General features: G+C 74.7%; 17 protein-coding genes. 5 read left to right on the forward strand and 12 right to left on the reverse strand.

Features of this window, described 5'->3' with window-relative positions; translation table 11 throughout:
• Positions 1–46: 46 nt before the first annotated feature.
• Complete coding sequence (locus ACIRS1_RS18585; protein WP_360215553.1) at positions 47–898, forward strand: SAM-dependent methyltransferase; 852 nt, start codon at positions 47–49, stop codon at positions 896–898.
• Between the two features lie 51 nt (positions 899–949).
• Here ACIRS1_RS18585 and ACIRS1_RS18590 read toward each other — a convergent pair whose 3' ends face one another.
• Positions 950–2,137 carry a CapA family protein gene (locus tag ACIRS1_RS18590; protein WP_402840863.1) on the reverse strand — a complete coding sequence of 396 codons (1,188 nt, stop codon included), beginning with the start codon at positions 2,135–2,137 and terminating at the stop codon, positions 950–952.
• Between the two features lie 255 nt (positions 2,138–2,392).
• On the opposite strand from ACIRS1_RS18590, the gene ACIRS1_RS18595 reads away from it, so the two are divergent.
• Complete coding sequence (locus tag ACIRS1_RS18595; RefSeq protein WP_402840866.1) at positions 2,393–3,031, forward strand: DUF4360 domain-containing protein; 639 nt, start codon at positions 2,393–2,395, stop codon at positions 3,029–3,031.
• 134 nt (positions 3,032–3,165) lie between these two features.
• Here ACIRS1_RS18595 and ACIRS1_RS18600 read toward each other — a convergent pair whose 3' ends face one another.
• The 6 genes from ACIRS1_RS18600 to ACIRS1_RS18625 all read right to left on the reverse strand — a co-directional run bounded on the left by ACIRS1_RS18600 (position 3,166) and on the right by ACIRS1_RS18625 (position 8,713).
• Positions 3,166–3,870 (reverse strand): TetR/AcrR family transcriptional regulator, encoded by a 705-nt coding sequence (locus ACIRS1_RS18600; protein WP_402840868.1) that lies wholly within the window; start codon positions 3,868–3,870, stop codon positions 3,166–3,168.
• 127 nt (positions 3,871–3,997) lie between these two features.
• Positions 3,998–5,533: a cytochrome P450 gene (locus tag ACIRS1_RS18605; protein ID WP_402840871.1), complete on the reverse strand. Its 1,536-nt coding sequence runs from the start codon at positions 5,531–5,533 to the stop codon at positions 3,998–4,000.
• A 43-nt stretch (positions 5,534–5,576) separates the two neighbouring features.
• A complete protein-coding gene (locus tag ACIRS1_RS18610) occupies positions 5,577–6,194 on the reverse strand; it encodes a GTP-binding protein (RefSeq protein WP_402840874.1) in 618 nt (205 codons plus the stop codon).
• Complete coding sequence (locus ACIRS1_RS18615; RefSeq protein ID WP_360215532.1) at positions 6,175–6,537, reverse strand: DUF742 domain-containing protein; 363 nt, start codon at positions 6,535–6,537, stop codon at positions 6,175–6,177. The genes ACIRS1_RS18610 and ACIRS1_RS18615 overlap by 20 nt, the downstream gene beginning before the upstream one ends.
• Before the next feature lie 122 nt (positions 6,538–6,659).
• Positions 6,660–7,046, reverse strand: coding sequence for a roadblock/LC7 domain-containing protein (locus ACIRS1_RS18620; RefSeq protein WP_360215529.1), 387 nt, complete (start codon positions 7,044–7,046; stop codon positions 6,660–6,662).
• Between the two features lie 17 nt (positions 7,047–7,063).
• On the reverse strand, positions 7,064–8,713 hold the full coding sequence (locus ACIRS1_RS18625; RefSeq protein ID WP_402840879.1) for a sensor histidine kinase: 1,650 nt from the start codon (positions 8,711–8,713) through the stop codon (positions 7,064–7,066).
• A gap of 456 nt (positions 8,714–9,169) precedes the next feature.
• On the opposite strand from ACIRS1_RS18625, the gene ACIRS1_RS18630 reads away from it, so the two are divergent.
• Positions 9,170–10,105: a class I SAM-dependent methyltransferase gene (locus ACIRS1_RS18630; protein WP_402840882.1), complete on the forward strand. Its 936-nt coding sequence runs from the start codon at positions 9,170–9,172 to the stop codon at positions 10,103–10,105.
• 57 nt (positions 10,106–10,162) lie between these two features.
• Here the strand turns inward: ACIRS1_RS18630 and ACIRS1_RS18635 are convergent, their stop codons facing one another.
• The gene (locus ACIRS1_RS18635; protein ID WP_387904709.1) at positions 10,163–10,837 is read right to left on the reverse strand and encodes a signal protein; all 675 of its coding nucleotides are present in this window, start codon (positions 10,835–10,837) and stop codon (positions 10,163–10,165) included.
• 259 nt (positions 10,838–11,096) lie between these two features.
• On the opposite strand from ACIRS1_RS18635, the gene ACIRS1_RS18640 reads away from it, so the two are divergent.
• Positions 11,097–13,067 carry a heavy metal translocating P-type ATPase gene (locus ACIRS1_RS18640; RefSeq protein WP_402840884.1) on the forward strand — a complete coding sequence of 657 codons (1,971 nt, stop codon included), beginning with the start codon at positions 11,097–11,099 and terminating at the stop codon, positions 13,065–13,067.
• Between the two features lie 300 nt (positions 13,068–13,367).
• Here ACIRS1_RS18640 and ACIRS1_RS18645 read toward each other — a convergent pair whose 3' ends face one another.
• Complete coding sequence (locus ACIRS1_RS18645; RefSeq protein WP_402840887.1) at positions 13,368–14,177, reverse strand: hypothetical protein; 810 nt, start codon at positions 14,175–14,177, stop codon at positions 13,368–13,370.
• Between the two features lie 210 nt (positions 14,178–14,387).
• Positions 14,388–16,757: a lamin tail domain-containing protein gene (locus ACIRS1_RS18650; protein WP_402840890.1), complete on the reverse strand. Its 2,370-nt coding sequence runs from the start codon at positions 16,755–16,757 to the stop codon at positions 14,388–14,390.
• Between the two features lie 345 nt (positions 16,758–17,102).
• Between ACIRS1_RS18650 and ACIRS1_RS18655 the strand changes: the two genes are divergently transcribed.
• On the forward strand, positions 17,103–18,554 hold the full coding sequence (locus ACIRS1_RS18655) for a WGR domain-containing protein (RefSeq protein WP_402840893.1): 1,452 nt from the start codon (positions 17,103–17,105) through the stop codon (positions 18,552–18,554).
• Positions 18,555–18,633: 79 nt separating this feature from the next.
• On the opposite strand, the gene ACIRS1_RS18660 is transcribed toward ACIRS1_RS18655, so the two are convergent.
• Positions 18,634–19,641, reverse strand: coding sequence for an NADP-dependent oxidoreductase (locus ACIRS1_RS18660; RefSeq protein ID WP_402840896.1), 1,008 nt, complete (start codon positions 19,639–19,641; stop codon positions 18,634–18,636).
• A 167-nt stretch (positions 19,642–19,808) separates the two neighbouring features.
• Positions 19,809–20,867 carry an LLM class flavin-dependent oxidoreductase gene (locus ACIRS1_RS18665; RefSeq protein WP_402840899.1) on the reverse strand — a complete coding sequence of 353 codons (1,059 nt, stop codon included), beginning with the start codon at positions 20,865–20,867 and terminating at the stop codon, positions 19,809–19,811.
• Positions 20,868–20,939 lie beyond the last annotated feature (72 nt).

Raw genomic sequence — 20,939 nt, forward strand, 5'->3', positions numbered from 1 at the left:
TTCTGTGGTTGAGTGGGCAGCGGACGAAGTACTGGGAGGGCAGGGCATGGAGAGCAACGGACCGGACGACTGGCTGAGCGGGACCCGGTTCGAGGAGGCGCCGCCGCAGGTCGACCTGCACACCGACCGCGCCCACCCGGCCCGGGTCTACGACTACCTGCTGGGCGGGAAGACCAACTTCCCGGTGGACCGCGCGGTCGGCGACGGCATCCTCTCCGAGTGGCCGGGCTCGCGCGCCGCCACCGCCGCGGCCCGCGCCGTGATGCACCGGATGGTCCGCCGGCTGGCCGAGGTGCACGGCGTCCGCCAGTTCCTGGACGTCGGCACCGGCATCCCCATCGCGCCCAACCTGCACGAGGTCGTCCAGGCCGTCGACCCGTCCTGCCGGGTGGTCTACGTCGACAACGACCCGATCGTGCTGGCCCACTCGCGCGCGCTGCTCACCAGCAGCCCCGAGGGCCGTACCGCCTACGTCGAGGGGGACCTGCGCGAGCCCGGCAGGTTCCTCGGCGACCCGGCGGTGGCCGCCACCCTGGACTTCGACCAGCCGATCGCGCTGACGCTGATCAACATCGTGCACTTCCTCTCCGACGAGGCCGCGCACCCGCCCGTCCGCAAGCTGCTGGACGCGCTGCCCTCCGGCAGCTTCCTCGCGCTGACCGCCGGCACCGCCGACACGATGCCCGAGCGGGTGGGGGTGGGGTCGCGCCGCTACTCGGCGGCGGGGATAGAGAACCACCTGCGCCCGCGCGCCTCCGTGGAGCGCTTCTTCACCGGTCTGGAGCTGGACGAGCCCGGCGTCGCGCTGGTCAACCGCTGGCACCCGGAGCTCGGCGACGGCCCGGCGCTCGCCGACGACGAGGTCGCCTGCTACGCGGGGCTCGGCCGCAAGCCGTAGGACCGTCCTGGCCGGCCCGGCCGCGGAGCGGGTGCCGCCCGGGCGGGTCGCTCACTGAGCCATGGTGAGCCCCGCCGCGCCCGCTCCGCGGCTGAGCACCACCGAGCGGATGTGGTCCAGGGCCCGGGCCCAGTCGGCGCGTTCGGGGTGGCTGCGGACGGCCTCGCGGAGGTCGCGCACCCGGTAGGGCGGCCCGAGGTCGGTGATCTGCGGGACGAACTCGGCGCGGCCGACCGTCCAGCGCAGCCCCGGCCCGGCGGGCGGGGTGACGGTGAAGCGGGCCATGGAGCTCCAGTTGCCGCGCGGGTCCTCGGCGCCGTCGTAGGTGAACATGTGTCCGGCGAGCTGGTCGCCCATCCCGTAGACGGTCCAGGTGTCGCCGATCTTCTCGTAGGCCTGCGGGATGTGGGCGTGGGTGCCGAGGATCAGGTCGACGTCGGGCCGTCCGGGGCCCTGCCCGGCGGCCAGCTCCTTGGCGAGGGTGAGCTGTTGCTCGTTCGGGGCGTCCTGCCACTCGGTGCCCCAGTGGACGCTGACCACCACCAGGTCGGCGCCGGCGGCCCGGGCGGCCCGCGCGTCGGCGAGGATGCGGTCCCGGTCGATCAGGTTGACCGCCCAGGGCTCGCCCGCGGGCAGCGGGATGCCGTTGGTGCCGTAGGTGTAGGCGAGGTGGGCGACGGTGGCGCCGCCGGCGTGTAGCAGTGCGGGCCGGCCGGCCTCCTCGGCCGTCCGGGCGGAGCCGGTGTGGGCCAGGCCGACGGCGTCCATGGCGTCGAGGGTGCGCCGGATGCCGTTCGGCCCGTCGTCGAGCGTGTGGTTGGACGCGGTATCGCAGGCGGCGTAGCCGGCGTCCCGGAGCGCCCGGGCGATCTGCGGAGGGGTCTTGAAGGCGGGGTAACCGGTGAACGGCCCGCCGTCGGCGCCGTAGACCGTCTCCATGTGGCAGATCGCGAGGTCGGCGGCGCGGACGAGCGGTTCGACGCCCGCGAGCATGGCGGTGAAGTCGTAGCCGTTGCCGCCGGCGTCCTCCTTGGCCTGCTGGATGATCTCGGTGTGCGCCAGGACGTCGCCGGTGGCGAGCAGGGTGAACGGCCGTGGTCCGGCGGGAGTGGGGGAGGGCGCCGCCGCGGTGCCGGTGGCCGGGGCGGGTGGCGGGGCGGTGTCCGGTGCGCCGCACCCCGGGAGGGCGAGGAGCAGGGCGAGGGCCGCGGTGGCGGTCCGGCGGTGGGGCAGCGACATCCTCGGCTCATCTCACGATCGGACGATAGGACTGACGCTTCGACTATGCGAGCGATCGTGGACGCACCGCCGGACCCACGCCCGCAGGTCACCCGGGGGGAGCGCAGTCCCACGCCGCCGACGCCTTCCGCTACGCTGGGTCACCCCCTGTACACGGGCGGGCAGGTGTGCTGACATATGCATGTCAAATCCGGGGTCGCGCCCGGACCGGCACCGCGCCGGCCCCGGCCCCGTGGACGACCGAAGGGGAAGCCCATGCTGCTCCGTGCCCTGGCAACCACCGGAATCGTCGCAACACTCCTCACCTCACCGGCCTTCGGGGTCGACTCGCTGCCCACTCCTCCGGACCGCATCGTCATCGACGTCGCCACCGTCAACGGCTCCGGCTGCCCGGTCGGCACGACCGCCATCGCCGTATCGCCCGACAACACCGCCTTCACCGTGACCTACAGCAGCTACCTGGCCCAGGTCGGCGTCGGGTCCAAGCCCACCGACTTCCGGAAGAACTGTCAGCTCAACCTGCGCGTGCACGTGCCGCAGGGCTTCACCTACGCGATCGCCTCCGCCGACTACCGCGGCTTCGCCCACCTGGAGCCGGGCGCCACCGGCACCCAGCGCGCCAACTACTACTTCCAGGGGCAGGCCCAGACCACCTCCCAGAACCACTCCTTCCGGGGCCCGACGGACGACAGCTGGCAGGCCACCGACACCGTCGACGTCGCCGCCCTCGTCTACGCCCCCTGCGGCGAGCAGCGCAACTTCAACATCAACACCGAACTGCGGGTCGCCGCCGGCAGCTCGGACCCGACCCGCACCACCAGCTTCATGACCATGGACTCGACCGACGGCGACATCAACACCATCTACCACCTGGCCTGGAAGCACTGCCCCTGAGTCGCCTCCCCACCCGGCCCGTGACGGGCCGACCCCCCTGCGCCCGGCCCCGGCGGACCTCGCGTCCGCCGGGGCCGACGCACGCCCGGCGCGGTGCCGCCCGGCCGTCGCCGCCCCCCGGCCGGAGCCGCGGTTCAGGGGGCGGCCGGGAGGCGGAGGGCGGCGGCGTCGAGGAGGAGCTCGAGGGCGAACGGGTAGCCGCTGCGGTGCATGTCGGCGGTCAGCAGATCGGCGGTGGCGGCGATGTGCGGGTGGGTGGCGGCGTCGAGCCGGGCGTAGGAGGCCTGCCAGACCCGCAGGTCGGCGCTCTGGGCGGCGGGCGGCAGGGCCAGCGCGGCCGCGTCGAGGGCCGCGAAGCCCAGGCTCTGGTCGACGAAGGCGTGGTAGATCCGCACGGCCTCCGGGTCGGGGAAGCCGGCCCGGCGCAGCGTGCCGATGATGGCCTCGACGGCGGCGATCTCGTGGGCGCGGCCGGTGGTCCGGTGGGCGGCGAGCAGGGCGGCCTGCGGGTGCGCCTGGTAGGCGGCGTGGATGCGCAGACCGATGGCGCGCAGGTCGGCGCGCCAGTCGCCGGTGGCCTTCCAGCCCTGCTGGGCGCGGCCGATGAGTTCGTCGGCGAGTGCCAGCAGCAGGTCGTCGGTGCTGCGGAAGTAGCGGTAGACGGCGCTCGGGTCGGCGCCGAGGGCGGCCCCGAGCCGGCGGACGGTGAGCGCCTCGGCGCCGTGCTGGCCGACGAGCCGCAGTGCCGTCTCGACGATGAGCTCCCGGGAGAGGACCACGCCCTGCTTGGTGGGGCGGCGGCGCCGTCGCTGGGGCTCGGGGACTACGCGTTCGGTCATGGCGTGGAGCCTATGTCACCACCGTTGACACAGCCAGGGGTACGGACCGAGCCCCGGGCCGCACCCGCGACGAACGCGGGTGCGGCCCGGGACCACCCGAGGGCCGGGACCACCGCCGAGCCGGGGCTCAGCGCCGGAACACCCCGGTCAGCACGCTCCACCAGCTGCGCCGCTGCCGGGGAACCGACACCGCGGCAGGAGGAGCGGCCGCGGCGGGGGCCGCCCCCGGCCCGGAGGGCCCCGCCGCGGGAGACTCCGGCGAGGTGACCGCGGCGCCGGCCGCCGCCTTCGCGGCCCTCGCCGCCTGCGCCTCCACCCGGGCTGCCTGCGCCTCGGCCCGGGCCGCCTCCTCGGCGGCCGCCACCGACTCCGGGTCCGGCTCGATCTCGCGCGGGGTGAACTCCACCGGCAGCGCGGTCAGGTGGCGGGAGATCCAGGCCGAGCTCCAGGACAGCTCCGCCTCGTCGACGGCCAGCCGCAGGTCGGGCAGGAGGGTGAGCAGGATGTCGATCCCGACCTCGGCGACGTTGCGCCCGATGTCCTGACCGGGGCACTCGTGCGGCCCGGCACCGAAGGACAGGTGGGAGCGGTTGCCGTAGAGCGGGGTGGTCGGGTCGGGCCGGACCACCGGGTCGACGTTGCCGGCCGCCAGGCCGAGCAGCAGCATGTCCCCGGCCCGGATCCGCTGCCCGCCGAGCTCGGTGTCGGCCGTCGCCCAGCGCCCCGCCACCAGGGACATCGGAGGGGAGTCCCAGAGCACCTGGTCGAGCGCCTCGCCGAGGGTCATCTGGCCGCCGGAGAGGTGGGCGCGGAAGCGCGGGTCGGTGAGCACCATCTTCAGCGAGTCGGCGATCAGGTTGACGGTGGTCTCGTTGGCGGCGAGCAGCACCACCCGCAGGTGCTCCATCACCTCCTGCTCGGTCAGCCCGGCCGGGTGCTCCAGCAGGTAGCTGGTCAGGTCGGCGCCGGGCTCCGCGCGCTTGGCCTCGATCGTCCGCTGCAGGCTCGCCACCACGTAGTCGTTGCTGGCGATGGCCGTCTCGGTGCCCTTCATGAGGTCCCGGGCGGCGTCCACCAGCTGCGGACCGTACTCGTCGGGCATGCCGAGCAGCTTGGTCATCACGAGCATCGGCAGGTGCTCGGCGAACTGGGTGATCAGCTCGGCCCGGCCGGTCGGTCCGACGACCTGGACCAGGTCGGTGGTGAACCGCCGGACGTGCCGGCGCACCCCGCGCCGGTCGAAGCGGTTCAGGCCGTCCAGGACGGCACCGCGCAGCCGCCGGTGTTCCTCGCCGTCCGCGAAGACGCACAGGGGCTGCCAGGCGATCACCGGCATCAGCGGGGACGTCGGCGGGACCTCGCCGTCGCGGAAGCACGACCAGAGGCGGGAGTCCCGGGAGAACAGGGACGGCGAGCGCATCACGGTGATGTTCGCGCCGTGGCCCAGGATCAGCCAGGCCGGGAAGTCGCCGTGCAGCAGCACGGGGGCGACCTCGCCGTGCTCGGCGCGCAGCTTCTCGTACAGCCCCGCCGGGTCGGCCTCGGCCTCCGGCCCGTACAGGCGCCGCACGCCGCCGGGGCCGAGCGGTTCGACGGCGTGCGCGTGGGCGGGGCAGCCGGGCGGCGGGGTCGGGGCGGCGTCGTCGGGGAGCGGGGTGGTCACGGGGTCTCCGGGGTGGTTCGGGTCGGGAAGGGTGGTCACGGGCTCACCGGGCGCGCGGGGCGGCGAGTTCGTACAGGTGGCGCATCAGGGTCATCAGGGTGTCCCGGCCGGACTCCCGGCTGCGCGCGTCGCAGGCGATGATCGGCACCTCGGGCGGCAGGTCGAGGGCCCCCCGCAGTTCGTCGAGGGGGTACGAGGGGGCCTCCGGGAAGCCGTTGACGGCCACCACGAAGGGCACGCCGCGGTCCTCCAGGCGCCCGATCACCTCGAAGCTGACCTCGAGCCGGCGGGTGTCCACCAGCACCACGGCGCCCAGGGCGCCCTCGAACAGGCCGTTCCAGAGGAACCAGAACCGTTCCTGCCCGGGGGTGCCGAAGACGTAGAGGACGAGCTTGTCGCTGATGCTGATCCGGCCGAAGTCCATCGCCACGGTGGTGGAGTTCTTGCGCTCGACCCCGGTCGGGTCGTCCACGCCGACCCCGGCCTGGGTCATCGTCTCCTCGGTGGTCAGCGGGCGGATCTCGCTGACCGAGCCGACCAGCGTCGTCTTGCCGACGCCGAAGCCGCCCACGATCACCACCTTGACCGCCATCGTGACGGAGTCCGGCAGCAGGTCGGCCGTCGCCGGTCCGGCCACCGTCTCAGAGCCTCTGAAGTCCATGGATCACCGCCTCCAACAGGGCACGGTCGGGGAGTTCGGCCGCGGGCACGGCGGCGCGGGCCTCGATCCGCCCGTCGTCGAGCAGGTCGGCCAGCAGCACGGTGACCACGCTGGTGGGCAGCTCCAGGTAGGCGGAGACCTCCGCCACCGACAGCGGCGAGCGGCACAGCCGCAGGATGGCCGCGTGCTCCGGCTGCATGGTGGGCGTCGGCTCCGCGCGGGAGACGATCAGGGTGACCAGGTCGAAGACGCCCGGTCCGGACGGGCCGCTGCGCCCGCGGGTGATCACGTACAGGCGTTCGGGGTCGGGGCCGTCCCAGTCGCCCTGGTCGGCCGCCGTCATGTGCCCGCCTCACTGTGCTCGTTCATGTGCGCGTCCCGGGGTCGTCGTTCATGGGCCCGTCCGGGGGTGGTCGGGGGCCGGGCGGCGGCGGCCCGCCGGGCGCGGGCCGCGGTCCGGCCGCCTCACGCGACCGCCTCGGGGTTGCGCGGGGGAGCGGCCAGGTGCTCGCCGATCCGGGCCACCAGGTCGCGCATCTGCTGGCCGACCAGCCCGGCGTCGACGCCCTCGTCGGCGAGCACGGCGAGGTAGGCGCGGGAGGCGGCGGCCATCAGGTAGAAGAACCCGCCGTCCACCTCGATCACCACCAGCCGCATCGAGCCGTCGCCGTGCGGGAACTCCTGCCCCACCGCGCCGGCGAGGCTCTGCAGTCCGGCGCAGGCGGCGGCGAGGCGGTCGGCGGTGTCCGGGTCGGTGCCGTGCTGGGCGATCCGGAGGCCGTCGCCGGACAGCACGACGATGTGGCGGACGCACGGGACGCTGTGTGCCAGATCCCGGAGGATCCAGTCCATGTTGCTGCGGTGCGGAATCACTGCTCGCCTTTCGCTGCCGTCTGTTCGGTGGTCTGACCGGCCGGACCGGCGGACGGTCCGTTGCCGTTGATCCCCTCGGTGAACGCCTCCAGCCAGAGGCCGGGCTGCACCGGCTCCTTGACGGGGCGCGCTGCCGGGTGGGCGGGGCCCGCGGCCGGCCCCGCGGTCGGGCCGACGGGCTGCCCGGTGGTGCGGGCCGGGCCGGGGAAGGCCGCCCGGGTGGTGGGCGGCCGGCGCCGGCGCTGCGGCAGCCCGTTGGCGGTGCGCTCGGTCACCACGACCTCGTCGTCCCCGTGGCCGGACCCCGCGCCCGGTCCGGATCCGGGCCCGGCCGAGCCGCTCGGAGCCCACGGGTCGGCGGTGCCGAAGGACGGCCCGGGGGCGCCGGCCACCGTCGTCCGCGCTCCCCAGGGCCGTTCCGGGGCGGCCGGCCTGGGCGGGTTGGCGGGCAGCGGCCGGGGGCCGGAGAACGCGCCGATGCCGTGTGCGCGCCCGGTCGGCGGCGCGGTGGTGACCAGCTCCTGCGGCACCACCAAGACGATCCGCACGCCGCCGTAGGCCGAGCGGCGGAGCGAGATCTGGAAGCCGTACGCCTGGCAGAGCCGGCCGACCACCGCGAAGCCGAGCCGCGGGGACTCCGTCAGGTCGTCGAGGTCCTTGGAGACCTGGGCCTCGCGCAGGCTGCGTTCGGCGCGGAGCCTGGCCTCGTCGGTGAGGCCGAGGCCGCCGTCCTCGATCTCGATCGCTATGCCGCTCTGCACCTCGGCGGCGCTCAGGTGCACGTGGGTGTGCGGCGGGGAGTACCGGGTGGCGTTGTCGAGCAGTTCGGCGACGGCGTGGATCAGGGGCTCGACGGCCGGGCCGATCACCGACACCTGGGCCACCGGGTGCAGGTCGACCCGCTGGTACTCCAGGATGCGCGACATGCCGCCGCGCAGCACGCTGTACAGGGCGACGGGCCTGGTCCACTGGCGGCCGGGCCGGGCGCCGGAGAGCACGGCGATGCTGTCGGCGAGGCGGCCGGTGAGGGCGTTGCCGTGGTCCAGTCGCAGCAGGTCGTCGAAGACCGCCGGGTCGTTGCCGTGCCGGTCCTCCATCTCGCGCAGGTCCTTGGCCTGGCGGTGGATGATCGCCTGCACCCGGCGGGCGATGTTGACGAAGGCGCGCTCGGCGGAGTCGCGCCGGCTCACCTCGTCGTCGACGGCGGTGATGACGCCGCGGGCCACGGACTCCAGTGCGCCGCGGAACGTCGGGCCGATCGGGGAGTCCGGCTTCCGGTACGGCCGGAGCAGGGTGTCGCTGTCCGTGCCGTACCGCGCGCCGGCCACCAGCCGGGCCAGCCCCTCCCGCGCGAGCAGCACCGCCTCGGCCTCCTGGCCGGCCAGCCGCTGCTGCAACTCGCCGACCTGACGGGCGTGCTGCTCCCGGGCCGCGGCCAGTGCCCGCCCCCGACGGGCCGACTCGGCGGCCACCACCGCCACCAGCACGGTGCCGGTCGCCCCGCACCAGAGCACCGCGGCCCGGGCCCCGGCGGTCACCACCGCCTCGGCGATCCCCACGGCGGCCGCCATCACGGCGGTGGGGAGCAGCCAGCCGAGCAACGGCGCGGCGGGCCGTCTGGCGGGTGATGATCCAGCTCGAAGCATTCGGCATCCTCCAACGATCGGAACGGTGCGGGATACGGGGACGGGGCGGCGTCCGGCGCCGGTGACGTGGTGCTGCAGCATAGCCAAGTTCAGGACATTCCTGATCGAAACTCAGAAATACTGCTGTAGAGCTGACTTGTACCGCCGTGCCGGACATGCCGGATATCTCGCACACCAGTGGCAACAATCGTCGGCGCCGTCCCGGCACCAGGCTTCTCGCCTCGCCCCGTCGATACCGGGAACCCGCCCGGGATTCGCTCATGTGAAGGGATTCTCGGCCAAGTCCCGCCCCGGAAAGTCGAGTTCGTGCTAAGGCGGCCCCGCCTCGTCAACGCCGGCCGCAGCGATCACCCTCGCGGGGGGCGGTGCGGCGGCCGGCGTGTCAGAGCAACGTCTGTTGCCTGCATGGGCAATGAGTGTTGACGTGTCCGGCTCCCGGTGCGTACGGTGCCGGGCATGGCTACGGATGATCTCGGTCGTCACATCGCGGACGACGTGGTGGGGGACGGCGGACTGGACGGGTTGCGGCGGCTGTCGGAGGTGGTGGCGGCCCTGGAGGAACGGCGTACGGCGGTGGTGGCGGAGCTGCGCCGGGGGAGGTCCGCGACCTGGGAGGAGATCGGGCGGGCCTGCGGGATGACCCGGCAGGGGGCGACCCGGCGGTGGTCCGGCCGGCTGCGGGCGCGGTCCTTCGGCGCCGCCGCGGACGCCTACCAGCAGGGCAGGCCCGGCTACCCGCAGGCGCTGATCGGCTCGGCGGTGCCGCGCGAGGCCCGGCGGGTGCTCGATCTGGGCGCCGGGACGGGCAAGTTGACGCGGCTGCTGGTCGAGGCGGGGCTCGACGTGGTGGCGGTCGAGCCGGACGCGGCGATGCGCGAGCAGCTGGCCGCGGCCGTGCCGAGGGCGGCGGTGCGGGCCGGCTCCGCGGAGCACATCCCGCTGGCGGACGGCAGCGTGGACGCCGTGGTGGTGGCGCAGGCCTGGCACTGGTTCGACCCGGCGGTCGCGGTGCCGGAGATCGCCCGGGTGCTGGCGCCGGGCGGGACGCTGGCCCTGGTGTGGAACGTCCGGGACGAGTCCGAGCCGTGGGCGGCCGAACTCGGTGCGCTGATGCACCGTTCGGCGCGGCAGGAGATCGACACCCGGCCGCTGCTGCCCGCCCCGTTCGGCGCGCCCGAGCGGCTGGAGATCCGCTGGGAGCACGTCACCACGCGGGAGGGGATCGTCGCCATGGTGGCCTCGCGCAGCTACGTCATCGCCCTGCCGGAGGACGAGCGGGCGCGTCTGCTGGCCGACGTCGACCGGCTCCTCGCCACGCACCCCGACCTGGCGGGCCGGGAGGAGATCGCCCTGCCGTACGTGACCCGCTGCACCCGGGTGCGGCGGGACTGATCCGGTCGCGGGCGCCGAGCGCCGGCCCGGCGTGCGCCGCGCCGGGCCGGCGCTCGGTCAGGCCGCGTTGGTGGGGACGGGCCGGGCGACCTTGAGGTGGTAGTCGACCGAGGTGGTGAAGGCGCCGGACCGGCCGCGCAGGGTCAGTTCGTGGCTGCCGGGGTCGAGGGGATCCAGCCGGACCCAGAGTCCGCAGGAGTGGGTGTTGACACTGCCCTCCACGCTGGTGAACGGGTTGCCCTCCTGCGGGTACATCCGGATCGGCGTGGAGCCGAGCGCCTCGGCGGTCAGCTCGCGCCCGTCCAGGGTGGCGCTGCCCTGTGCGGAGTCCATGAACTCCAGGCAGTCGGACGACTCGCCGAACAGGTTCACCAGCGGGAACGCGATCGGGAGCCCGACCGGGACGTTGCAGCTGCGGGTCACGGCGCCGCCGGTGGTGCCGGCCAGGAACCAGACGTCGTCCCGCTGGCCCTGACCGCACAGGTGGCCGTCCTGGTCGGTGACCGGGTTGCGCTCCTCCGCCACCGAGGTGGCCCAGTCCCACCAGCGGGACTGCAGCTCGGCCGAGGTGAGGGCGTGTACGGCGAGCGGGGTGTGCGGCTCGGGCGACGGCTCGTCGGCGACGGGCGGGGTGCCGGAGGGCGCGGCCCGGTCGGGTGCCGGGGCGGCGGTGCAGGCCGCGGTGAGGGCGAGGGCGCCGACGAGCAGCCCGGCCAGTCGTCTTGCAAGCATGATCGTAAAGCTTAGGGGGTGCCGGGCGACCCCCGGAACGGATTTTCGAGGGTGCCCCGCGGACCGCACCGCAGTCCGTCCGGCGAGCCGCCCTCCCGCCGCCCGGCAGCTGCTCCGCGCCCGCCCCGGCCCCGGAGCGGCCCCGCATCCGGCCCGCTTCCGAGCCGCGTCGCGGCGGTCGATGAATGAAAGTGCGTTCATATGTACATGTATGGTTGATCGGTCGAGAGTCCCGCCCTGCCCGAAGGGTCCTGCTGCCATGCCCGCCACCCTGACCGAGCGCCCCGCACCCCCGCTCGCGCCCACGGCCCCCGCCGCACGGCGCCGCACCCGGGTGCTCTCGCTGCCCGAGGCCCGCTGGGCCGCCGCTGCGGCGGCGCTCTTCCTGGTCGCCCTGCCGCTCCACCTCGCCGGTGCCCCCGCCTGGTCCTGGGGCCCGCTGTACGCGCTCGCCTACGCCGCCGGCGGCTGGGAACCGGCCCGGGCCGGCCTCCTGGCGCTGCGCGAGCGGACCCTCGACGTCGACCTGCTGATGATCGTCGCCGCCCTCGGCGCCGCCGCCGTCGGCGAGGTCACGGACGGCGCCCTGCTGGTCGTCATCTTCGCCACCTCCGGCGCACTGGAGGCCCTGGCCACCGCCCGCACCGCCGACTCGGTGCGCGGACTGCTCGACCTCGCCCCGGCCACCGCCACCCGGCTGCTCCCCGACGGCCGGGAGGAGCTCGTCCCCACCGGGGTGCTCGCCGTCGGCGACACCGTGCTGGTCCGGCCCGGGGAGCGGATCGGCGCCGACGGCCGGGTCCTGGACGGCGCGAGCGAGGTCGACCAGGCCACCATCACCGGCGAGCCGCTGCCGGTGGCCAAGGAACCCGGCGACGACGTGTTCGCGGGCACCCTCAACGGCACCGGCGCCCTGCGGATCCGGGTCGGGCGCGACGCCGCCGACTCGGTGATCGCCCGGATCGTCGCCTTGGTCGAGGAGGCCTCCGCGACCAAGGCGCCCACCCAGCTGTTCATCGAGAAGGTCGAACAGCGCTACTCCCTCGGCATGGTGGCCGCCACCCTCGCCGTCTTCGCCGTCCCGCTGGCCGCCGGAACGGCGCTGACCGACGCGCTGCTGCGCGCGATGACCTTCATGATCGTCGCCTCGCCGTGCGCGGTGGTGCTGGCCACCATGCCCCCGCTGCTCTCCGCCATCGCCAACGCCGGCCGCCACGGTGTCCTGGTGAAGTCCGCCGTGGTGATGGAGCGCCTCGGCCAGGTGGACGCCGTCGCACTCGACAAGACCGGCACCCTGACCGAGGGCACCCCCAGGGTCACCGAGCTGCGCCCGCTGGCCGGCTCGGGCCTCGACGAGGACGCCCTGCTGGCGCTGGCCGCGGCCGTCGAGCACCCCAGCGAGCACCCGCTGGCCCGCGCGGTCGTGGCCGCCGCCCGCACCCGGGGTCTGGCGCTCGCGGACGCGGCGGACTTCAGCTCCGTCCCCGGCGTCGGCGTGAGCGCCACCGTCGACGGCCGGGTGGTCGGCGTCGGTGCCCCGGTCCGGCTGCTCGGCGGCCGCGCGGACGGCGCCGCCGGCGAGGCGGCCGCACTGGCCGCCGCCCTGGAGGAGGCCGGCCGCACGGCCGTCCTGGTGGAGGTCGCCGGCGTGCCGGTCGGCGTCCTCGGCACCGCCGACCGGCTGCGCCCGGACGCTGCCGCCACCGTCGCCGCCCTGGCGGGGCTGACCGACGGCACGCCGCTGCTGGTCACCGGGGACAACCCGCGGGCCGCGGCCCGGCTGGCCGCCGAGGCGGGCATCACCGAGGTCCGCGCCGGACTGCTGCCACAGGGGAAGGTCGCGGCCGTCCGGGAGCTGGAGGCCGCCGGCCGGCGGGTGCTGGTGATCGGCGACGGCGTCAACGACGCCCCGGCACTGGCGGCGGCGCACACCGGCGTCGCGATGGGCCGGGCCGGCTCCGACCTTGCCCTGGAGACGGCCGACGCGGTCGTGGTCCGGGACGAGCTCGCCACCGTCCCCGCGGTGATCGAGCTGTCCCGCCGGGCGCGCCGGCTGGTCGTCCAGAACCTCGTGCTCGCCGGCGGGTTCATCACCGCCCTGGTGCTCTGGGACCTGGTCGCGACCCTCCCGCTGCCGCTCGGCGTCCTCGGCCACGAGGGCTCCACCGTGCTGGTCGGGCTCAACGGACTGCGCCTGCTGCGCGAGGCGGCCTGGCGCGGCGACGCCTGAGCCCGGCCCGGCGACGCCCGCGGGAGTCGGCCCCGGGCCTGTCGGTGGGCCGTCCTATCGTGGGCCCCGGCAGCGGAACAGGGTGTACGAACCACCACGGGAGGACGGGCCGTGATCGTCGGGGACCACGGCGTCCGGACGACCCGCTGGCAGGACCTCGAGATCGTCGACCACTGGCGCCGATACCCGGAGCGCCCCGAGGCCTACCTGCGCCACCTCACCGGGCCCTGACCGGGCTCCGGGCGGCCCGCGGCCCCGGCCGGAGCGGCCCGCACCGGGACCGCCCGCGCCGCGCGGCCGTCAGCCGTTGCCCAGCTGCGCGGCGCGGGCGACGGACTCGGCCAGGCCCGGCACGTCCGCGCCGCTGTCGTAGTTGGTCCCGCTGTTGTTCCAGTTGTAGCGGTTCTGCGAGCGCGAGTCGGCGTAGTCGTAGATGCAGGGGACGACCCGGAAGTCCGCGTCGAGCAGGAAGACGATCGCCGCGCCGTGGGAGCCGCCGGCGACGTGGAAGTGGTAGCGGCGGTTGAGGACCGGCTCGACGTGCCCGGTGGAGGTGTTGACCCGGATCTGGTTGAGCCTGACCTGGTCCTCCAGGTTGCGGTCGGCGTTGCCGAGGCCCACGCCGTTGGCGTAGCGGACGGTGCCGACCATCTGCCAGGTGTCCCGGCGGTCGGCGGCGGTCGAGGCCCGGCGCTGTTCGACGACGGCCGCCGCGTCCTGCTGGGCCTGGGCCTGCGCGGCCCGGGCGGCCTCCCACTCGCCGCGCACGGAGGCCTTGAAGTCCTCCTCGTGCACCTGGGGCTTCGTGCTGATGTTCTTCGCGTCGAGGAAGGTGTAGTAGTCGACCTCGAAGACCTCGGTGCCGTGCTCGGCGAACCACTCCCGGCTCATGGCGAGGAACTTCGGCCCGGCGGCGGCCATCCGCTGGACGGTCTCCCCGGCCCGGGGCCGCCCGTCCTGACGCATCATCCGGGCCACGGCGGTGTTGCCGACGCTGCGCTGGAGGGCGAGCGCGGGCGGGGCGGCGGCCGTGCGGCGGGCCGGCGTACGGGCGGCCGCGGACTCGTCCGTCCTGGTGTCGGCGGTCCTGGCGGTGTCTCGGGCCTGCACGGTGGGCTCCTTCGCGGTGGCGGCTCCCCCCACTCATACCCGAAGGACGGGCGGGCCCGGCAGGTCCGCGCGGGCAGCACCCACTGCCCGAACAGGCACGGCGGCCCGCCGCACCGCGGCCCCGGCGGCCCCGCACGGTCGGGCGGGGCCGGAACGACGGCGGTGCCGGCCCCCGTGGCGGGAGCCGGCACCGCGTCGGCGGACGGGACGTCAGGGCAGCGGGATCCGCACGACCTGCGGGTCGTGGTCGCTCAGCTGGCCGCTGAACTCGCTGTTGATGTGCACGATGTCGTAGCTGTAGGCCTTCGCCGCGAGCGCGCCGGAGATGAGGATGTGGTCGAGCACCTGGGAGTTGCCCTCGTACACGTAGGTGTAGCGCTCCGGCAGCGGGAGGGTGCGCGGCAGGTCGGTGAGCGAGCCGCCGGCGGTGAGGATGTCGGCGGTCTGCGAGAACTCGAAGTCGTTGAGGTCGCCGAGCACGATGACCGAGGCGTTCGGGTCCACCGCGAGGATCTGGTCGGTGAAGCCCTTCACCACCGTCGCCTGGTTGTGGCGCTGGGCCTCGGACGGGTGCGCGGGCGGCTGGTAGCGGCCGAAGAGAGGCTGGTCCCCGCCCTTGGAGTTGAAGTGGTTGGCGATCACGAAGACCGGCTTGCCGTTCCACCGGAACTCCCCGGCGAGCGGCTTGCGGCTGGCGTTGAAGGCGGAGTTGGTCGGGTCGATCCGGCCGGGGGAGTAGGCCAGCTGCGGGGTGCCGCCGGCGTTGACCACCGAGTCGGCGGTAGTGGAGCCGGCGCCGGCGCGGTCGGTGAAGCTCAGGCCGCGGTCGGTGCGGAAGAGGAAGACCTGGCGGATGTTGCCGCCGGGCTGGCCGCCGTCCTGGCCGTCCACCGGGTTGATCTGGCGGTAGGAGTAGGCCGGGCCGCCGGCGGCCGTGATCGCGGCGGTGAGCTTGGCGACCGTCTGGTCGGCCGCGGTGACGCCGTCGTCGGTGGCGCCGCTGTTGTCCTGGATCTCCTCGAGGGCGACGAGGTCGGGCGAGCGCAGGTTGGTGACGATGCCCGCCGCCAGGCCGTCGAACTTGCTCTGCGGGTCGGAGGGGGCGAGGTTCTCCACGTTGAAGGTGGCGGCGGCGAGTTGGCCGGCCGTCGGTGCCGCGGTGACCTCGGGGGCGATGCCGCCGGAGGCGACCGTCGGGGTCGCGGTGACCTGCAGCTTGAAGTTGCCGAAGGAGTAGTCGAGGACGCCGACGGTGGCGCCGGTGAGGGTGTCGCCGACGTTGGCGGTGGGGGTGGGCGCCAGCGCGTTGCCGAGGGTGACCCGCTCCGGGTTGCCGTCGGCGGCCTGCAGCAGGATGCCGCCCCGGTTGGTGCGGGTGGTGCTGCCCTGCGGGACGACGGGCAGGTCGCCGTACGTGTTGCTGGGGCCGACGACGGCGGCGTTGTCGATCTCGACCCGCATGCCCTCCAGCGACGCCCAGAAGTCCAGGCCGTCGGTGGTGGGCCGGTAGCCGCCGGCGGTCTCGACGTCCCCGCTGGTGACGCCGGATATCACCGCGGACGGCGGTACCCGCCCACCGGCGCCGACCAGGGTGGCGGCGGGCAGCGGCGCGTTGTGGGCGACCACGCCGACGGTGGGCGCGGTCAGTTCGGTGATCGACAGGTTGGTGGTGCCACCGGTGCCGCCGGGGCGGTACTGGCTGACGGTGCCGCTCACCGTGACCGAGTCGCCGACGGCGACGGCGGGCGCGCCGGCCGTGTAGACGTAGATCCCCTCGCTGGTGCCCGGGTCGCCGTCGGGCTGCGGGTCCTGGTACCAGAAGCCGTTGGGGCCGACGGCGGTGACCACGCCGGGCACCGAGCTGACGGCGCTGCCGGTGAGCGGGGAGGTGCGGGCGGCGCCCTGGATGTCGTGGATGCGGGTGCCGCCGGTGCCGCCCCCGCCGGTGGAGGCCGCGTTGCGCGGCGCGGGCGAGCCGACGGCGAAGTCGGCCGCGTTGTTGTCGGTGTCGGTGGCGCCGCCGCCGGCGCGCAGGGCGGCCGTGCCGTTGGACAGGGTTCCGGTCGGCGAGCCCTCGGCGGAGCTGGCGCCGGACCCGTAGCCGACGAAGTCCCGCACGCCGGCCTGCGTCGCGCAGCCCGAGGAGCAGGTCAGCGCGGTGCCGTTGGTGACCAGCGCGATCTTGCCGGAGGTGGCGGACATCGCGATCGTCCCGGTGGCGTCGGGAGTCGGCAGCGCCGCGCCCGCGCCGGCCCCGGCGCCCTCCTGGACCAGGAAGTAGTGCCCGGGCGCGATCGTCCCGGAGAGCGTGGTCCTGGTCCACGAGGAGCCGCTCGCAGAGGCGTACTGGACCGTCCAGCCGGTGACGGAGACCGGCGCGGTGCCGCGGTTGTAGAGCTCGACGAAGTCGTTGGTGTACGGGGCGCCCGAGTTGCCGCCCCCGCCGAACACCTGGCTGATCACCACGTCCGGCGAGGCCGCCTGCGCGACGCCCCCCGGCAGTGCCAGCAGCGCCCCCACCACGGCCGCGGCGGCCGCCCCCGCCATCGCTCGGCGCCGAACTCGCTGGGTTCTCCGCATCGGGCTTCCTCCTGACGGCCGCACGGGCTCGTGACCCGGCGGCATGACCACGGACAAGAAAGGTCGGGCGCTGAGGTTCTAGCAACGCCACCCGATCCCTACCGTGCGCGGAGGGCGACGGCCAGATGTACGGAGGAAGAACGGTTCGCCGGGCGGCAAGTGGGAGGCGGCCCTCCGGTGGGCACCCGGCGTACGCGTTGTCAGTGCCGGGGCCTAGGTTGGGGGTCGTGGGTGAGCGGCGGGTGCAGGCCCGGGTCGCGTTCCCGGTGCCGTCCGGCTCCGGTGCGCCGTCTCCGCAGCCCCGCCCGTGTCCGTCATCTCCGTTGCCCGAAAGGGGAATTCGTCGTGTCCGTTGCCGTGGAAGAGCAGGTCACCTACCTCGAACTGTCCGAGGACGAGGGGGGTGCGCACAAGTTCTACGAGGTGCGGCTCGCCGGCACCGCGGTGACCGTCCGCTACGGGCGGATCGGCGACGCCGGGCAGAGCAAGACCACCGGCTACCCGAGCGCCGAGAAGGCGGCCGCCGCGGCGGCCAAGAAGATCGGCGAGAAGGTGCGCAAGGGGTACGCGCCCGCCGTCCAGGGCGTGCGCGAGCGGCGTGGGGTGACCCGCCGGCAGATCGTCAGCAGCCGCTCCACCGCGACCCAGGCGCCGCTGCTGTGGCGCTTCCGCTCCGGCTCGCCCGCCTTCGGCATCTTCGTGGGCGAGGAGCACGCCTGGGTGGGCAACGAGCGCGGCGACGTCTACACCCTTACCCACGACGGCGAGGTCACCGCCCGCTTCGGCCTGCCGGACGGCGTCAAGTGCATCGTCGCCGACGACTGGTGGATCTACGCGGGCTGCGACAACGGCAAGGTCTACGACCTGGGTGGCAAGGTGCCGCGGGTGGCGTACGAGATCGCCGAGGACGTGGACATCTTCTGGCTCGACATCCACGACGGCGTGCTCGGCGTCGCCGACGAGCGCGGCGGCCTCACCACGGTGGACCACGAGGACGAGTTCCAGTGGCGCCGAAACGCCGACGGGAACTCCGGCTGGATGGTGCGCTGCGACGCCGACGGCGTCTACCACGGGCACTCGCGCGGTGTCGCCCGTTACGCCTCCCGCGGCGGGGAGCAGCTCTGGCACACCGCCACCAAGGGCGAGGTGCTGTTCGGCTGGCAGGAGGCCGACTCGGTGTTCGCCGGGACGTCGCGCGGCTGGGTGCACCGGCTGCGCAAGTCCGACGGCGCCGAGACGGCGGCCTACCGCTGCGACGCGGCGGTGTTCTCCTGCGCGGCCTCCCCGGACGGCGAGTACGTCTTCGCCGGGGACAACCACTCCTCCGTCTACTGCTTCGCGGCCGACGGCACCCGGCTCTGGAAGCTCGCCACCGGCTGCGGCTCGGCGTACAGCATGCAGTACCGCGACGGCCGGCTGTACGTCGTCACCACCGACGGCTCGCTGGCCTGCCTGGACGCGAGCGAGCACGCCGTGCGGGCGGCCGAGGGCGGCACCCTGCCGGCCACGGCCGAGGTGCGGGACACGGGCTGGGAGCCGGTGCTGGCGGGCGCCGCCCTGGAGACGGTCACCGTCACGGCCGACGGGCCGGCCGGTGCCGGGGTCGAGGTGGAGTGCGTGCAGGACGGCAACCGGCTGCGGGTGCGGGTGGTGTCGGCGGGTTACGACCGGGCGCGCCGGGTGCAGTTCCCGAAGGACATCCGGGTCCCCGGGGCGCGGTACCTGGTCGCCGAGGTGCGGGAGTCCGCCTCGGGCGGCTTCTACCGGGCGCGCGGGGAGATCAAGCGCCTGCTCTGAGCGCACCCGGCACACGGGCGGCCGCCGGTCCTCCGGCGGCCGCCCGCGGTGCGCGCGCACCGCTGCCCGCGGCGGCGGATCAGGCCAGGCGCAGCACCAGCTTGCCGGTGTTCTCGCCGCGGAACAGCATCCCGAGGGCCGCCGGGAAGTCGTCCACGCCGCCGTCCAGCACGTGCTCCTTGACCTTGATCCGGCCCGCGCCGATCCAGCCGGCCAGCTCCTTCGCGGCCTCCGGGTACCGGCGGGCGTAGTCGAAGACCACGAAGCCCTCCATCCGGGCCCGGCGCACCAGCAGCGACAGGTAGTTGGACGGGCCCTGCACGGCGGTCTCGTTGTTGTACTGGCTGATCGCGCCGCAGACCACCACCCGGGCGTGCATCGCCAGGCGGGTCAGCGCGGCGTCCAGGATCTCGCCGCCGACGTTGTCGAAGTACACGTCGATGCCGTCCGGTGCGTGGGTGCGCAGCGCCTTGCGGACGTCCTCGGCGCGGTAGTCGATCGCCGCGTCGAAGCCCAGTTCCCCGGTGAGCAGCGCGCACTTGTCCGGGCCGCCCGCGATGCCGACGACGCGGCAGCCCTTCACCTTGGCGATCTGCCCGACCATGGTGCCGACGGCCCCGGCGGCACCGGAGACCACCACCGTCTCGCCCTCCTTGAGCGCCCCGACGTCGAGCAGGCCGAAGTAGGCGGTCATGCCGGGCATGCCGAGCGCGCCCAGGTAGGTGGACAGCGGCGCGAGCGCGGGGTCGACCTTCAGGGTGCCGCGGCCGTCCGAGAGCGCGTACTCCTGGACGCCGAAGGTGCCGACCACGTGGTCGCCGACCCGGTACTTCGGGTGCCGCGACTCGACGACCTCGACCACCGACCCGGCGCGCATCACCTCGCCGATCCCGACCGGCGGCAGGTAGGACGGCCGGTCGTCGAGCCAGCCGCGCATGGCCGGGTCGAGCGAGAGGTAGCGCGTGCGGCCGACGAACTCGCCCTCCCCGGCCGTCGGCACGGCCTCGGACCCGTGGGTCCAGTCCTCCGCCCGCACCTCCCCGACCGGCCGGCGGGCAAGGCGGATCTGGCGGTTGACTGCGGTCATGGCATCTCCTGGGCGCGCTCGCTGCTGCACTGGCCGCCCGATTCTAAGCAAGCGCTTATTCATCTGACCAGACCCGTCGTCCGCGCTGCCGCCCGTGCCGCTGCTCGGCCGCCGCTCCCGGCCGGTGCGGCCGGGCGCCGGTAGTCTGGCCCGCGGGCGGCCCCCGGTCAGCCGTTCGTGCCGGTGCCGGTGCCGGTGCCGGTCCCCGAGTCCGAGTCCGTACCGGCGTCCGCGGGCCGCCAGCCGAGGGCCGGGCCGAGGCGGGTGGCGATGTCGGTGAGGATCTGCCCGTAGTCGGCCCGGTCGAAGGTGAAGGGCAGCGCGAAGGCCACCTCGTCGACCTCCCGGTACCCGGCGTGCTCCTGCAGCCGCTCGGCGATCTCCGCCGACGTCCCGACCAGGTCCGGCGCGAACAGCATCCGGGCCGGCCCCTGCGGGGCGAGCGTGCGTGGGGTGCGGGCCTCGGCGTACGCCCGGTACTTGGCGCGCTGCTCGGGGGTGGCGCCGTCGGTGGGGATGACGACGAGGCCCTGGGAGACCCGGGCGCGATCGCCGTCGGGGTGCGCGGCGCGGAAGGCGCGGATCTGCGCGCGCTGGTTCTCGGCGAAGTCCTCGGACTCCTCGGCCTTCACGACGCTGCTGGTGAGCAGGTTGAGCCCGTGGTCGCCGGCCCAGCGGGCGGAGCGCAGGCTGCCGGCCCCGTACCAGATGCGGGCGGCCAGGCCCGGGGAGTGCGGCTGGACCCGGCGGGAGTAGACCTCGATGCCGTCGGTGCCGACGAAGTCCGAGGCGGGCTCGCCGCGGACCAGCTCCAGCAGCCGCTCGGCGCGGCGGTGCCCGAAGTCCTCGTGTTCGGCGGTGTCGGGGTAGAGCGCGGCCCGCACGTTCTCGAAGTGGGTGGGCGGGCCGATGCTGATCCCGGCGTTGAGGCGACCGCCGGAGAGGACGTCGACGGTGGCGAGGTCCTCGGCGAGGCGCAGCGGGTTCTCCCAGCCGAGCGGTGTGACGGCGGTGCCGAGTTCGATCCGGCGGGTGCGCTGGGAGGCCGCGGCGAGGACGGCCACGGGCGAGGAGATGCCGTACTGGAGGTGGCGGTGGCGGAGCCAGGCGTTGTCGAAGCCGAGCTGCTCGCCGAGGGTGATCAGGTCGAGGGTGTCCTCGTGGCCCCGGCGCGGGTCGGCCTCGTCGAACAGTCCGATGGTGAGGAAGCCGAGTTTCCGCAGCATGGTGGGTGCTCCGTGTGGTGTGGGGCGGCCCCGCAGGGCCGGGACGGCCGGTACGGGTCGAACGTACGCAGC

It is taken from the genome of Kitasatospora sp. NPDC101176, from assembly GCF_044768035.1.
Classification (GTDB): domain Bacteria; phylum Actinomycetota; class Actinomycetes; order Streptomycetales; family Streptomycetaceae; genus Kitasatospora.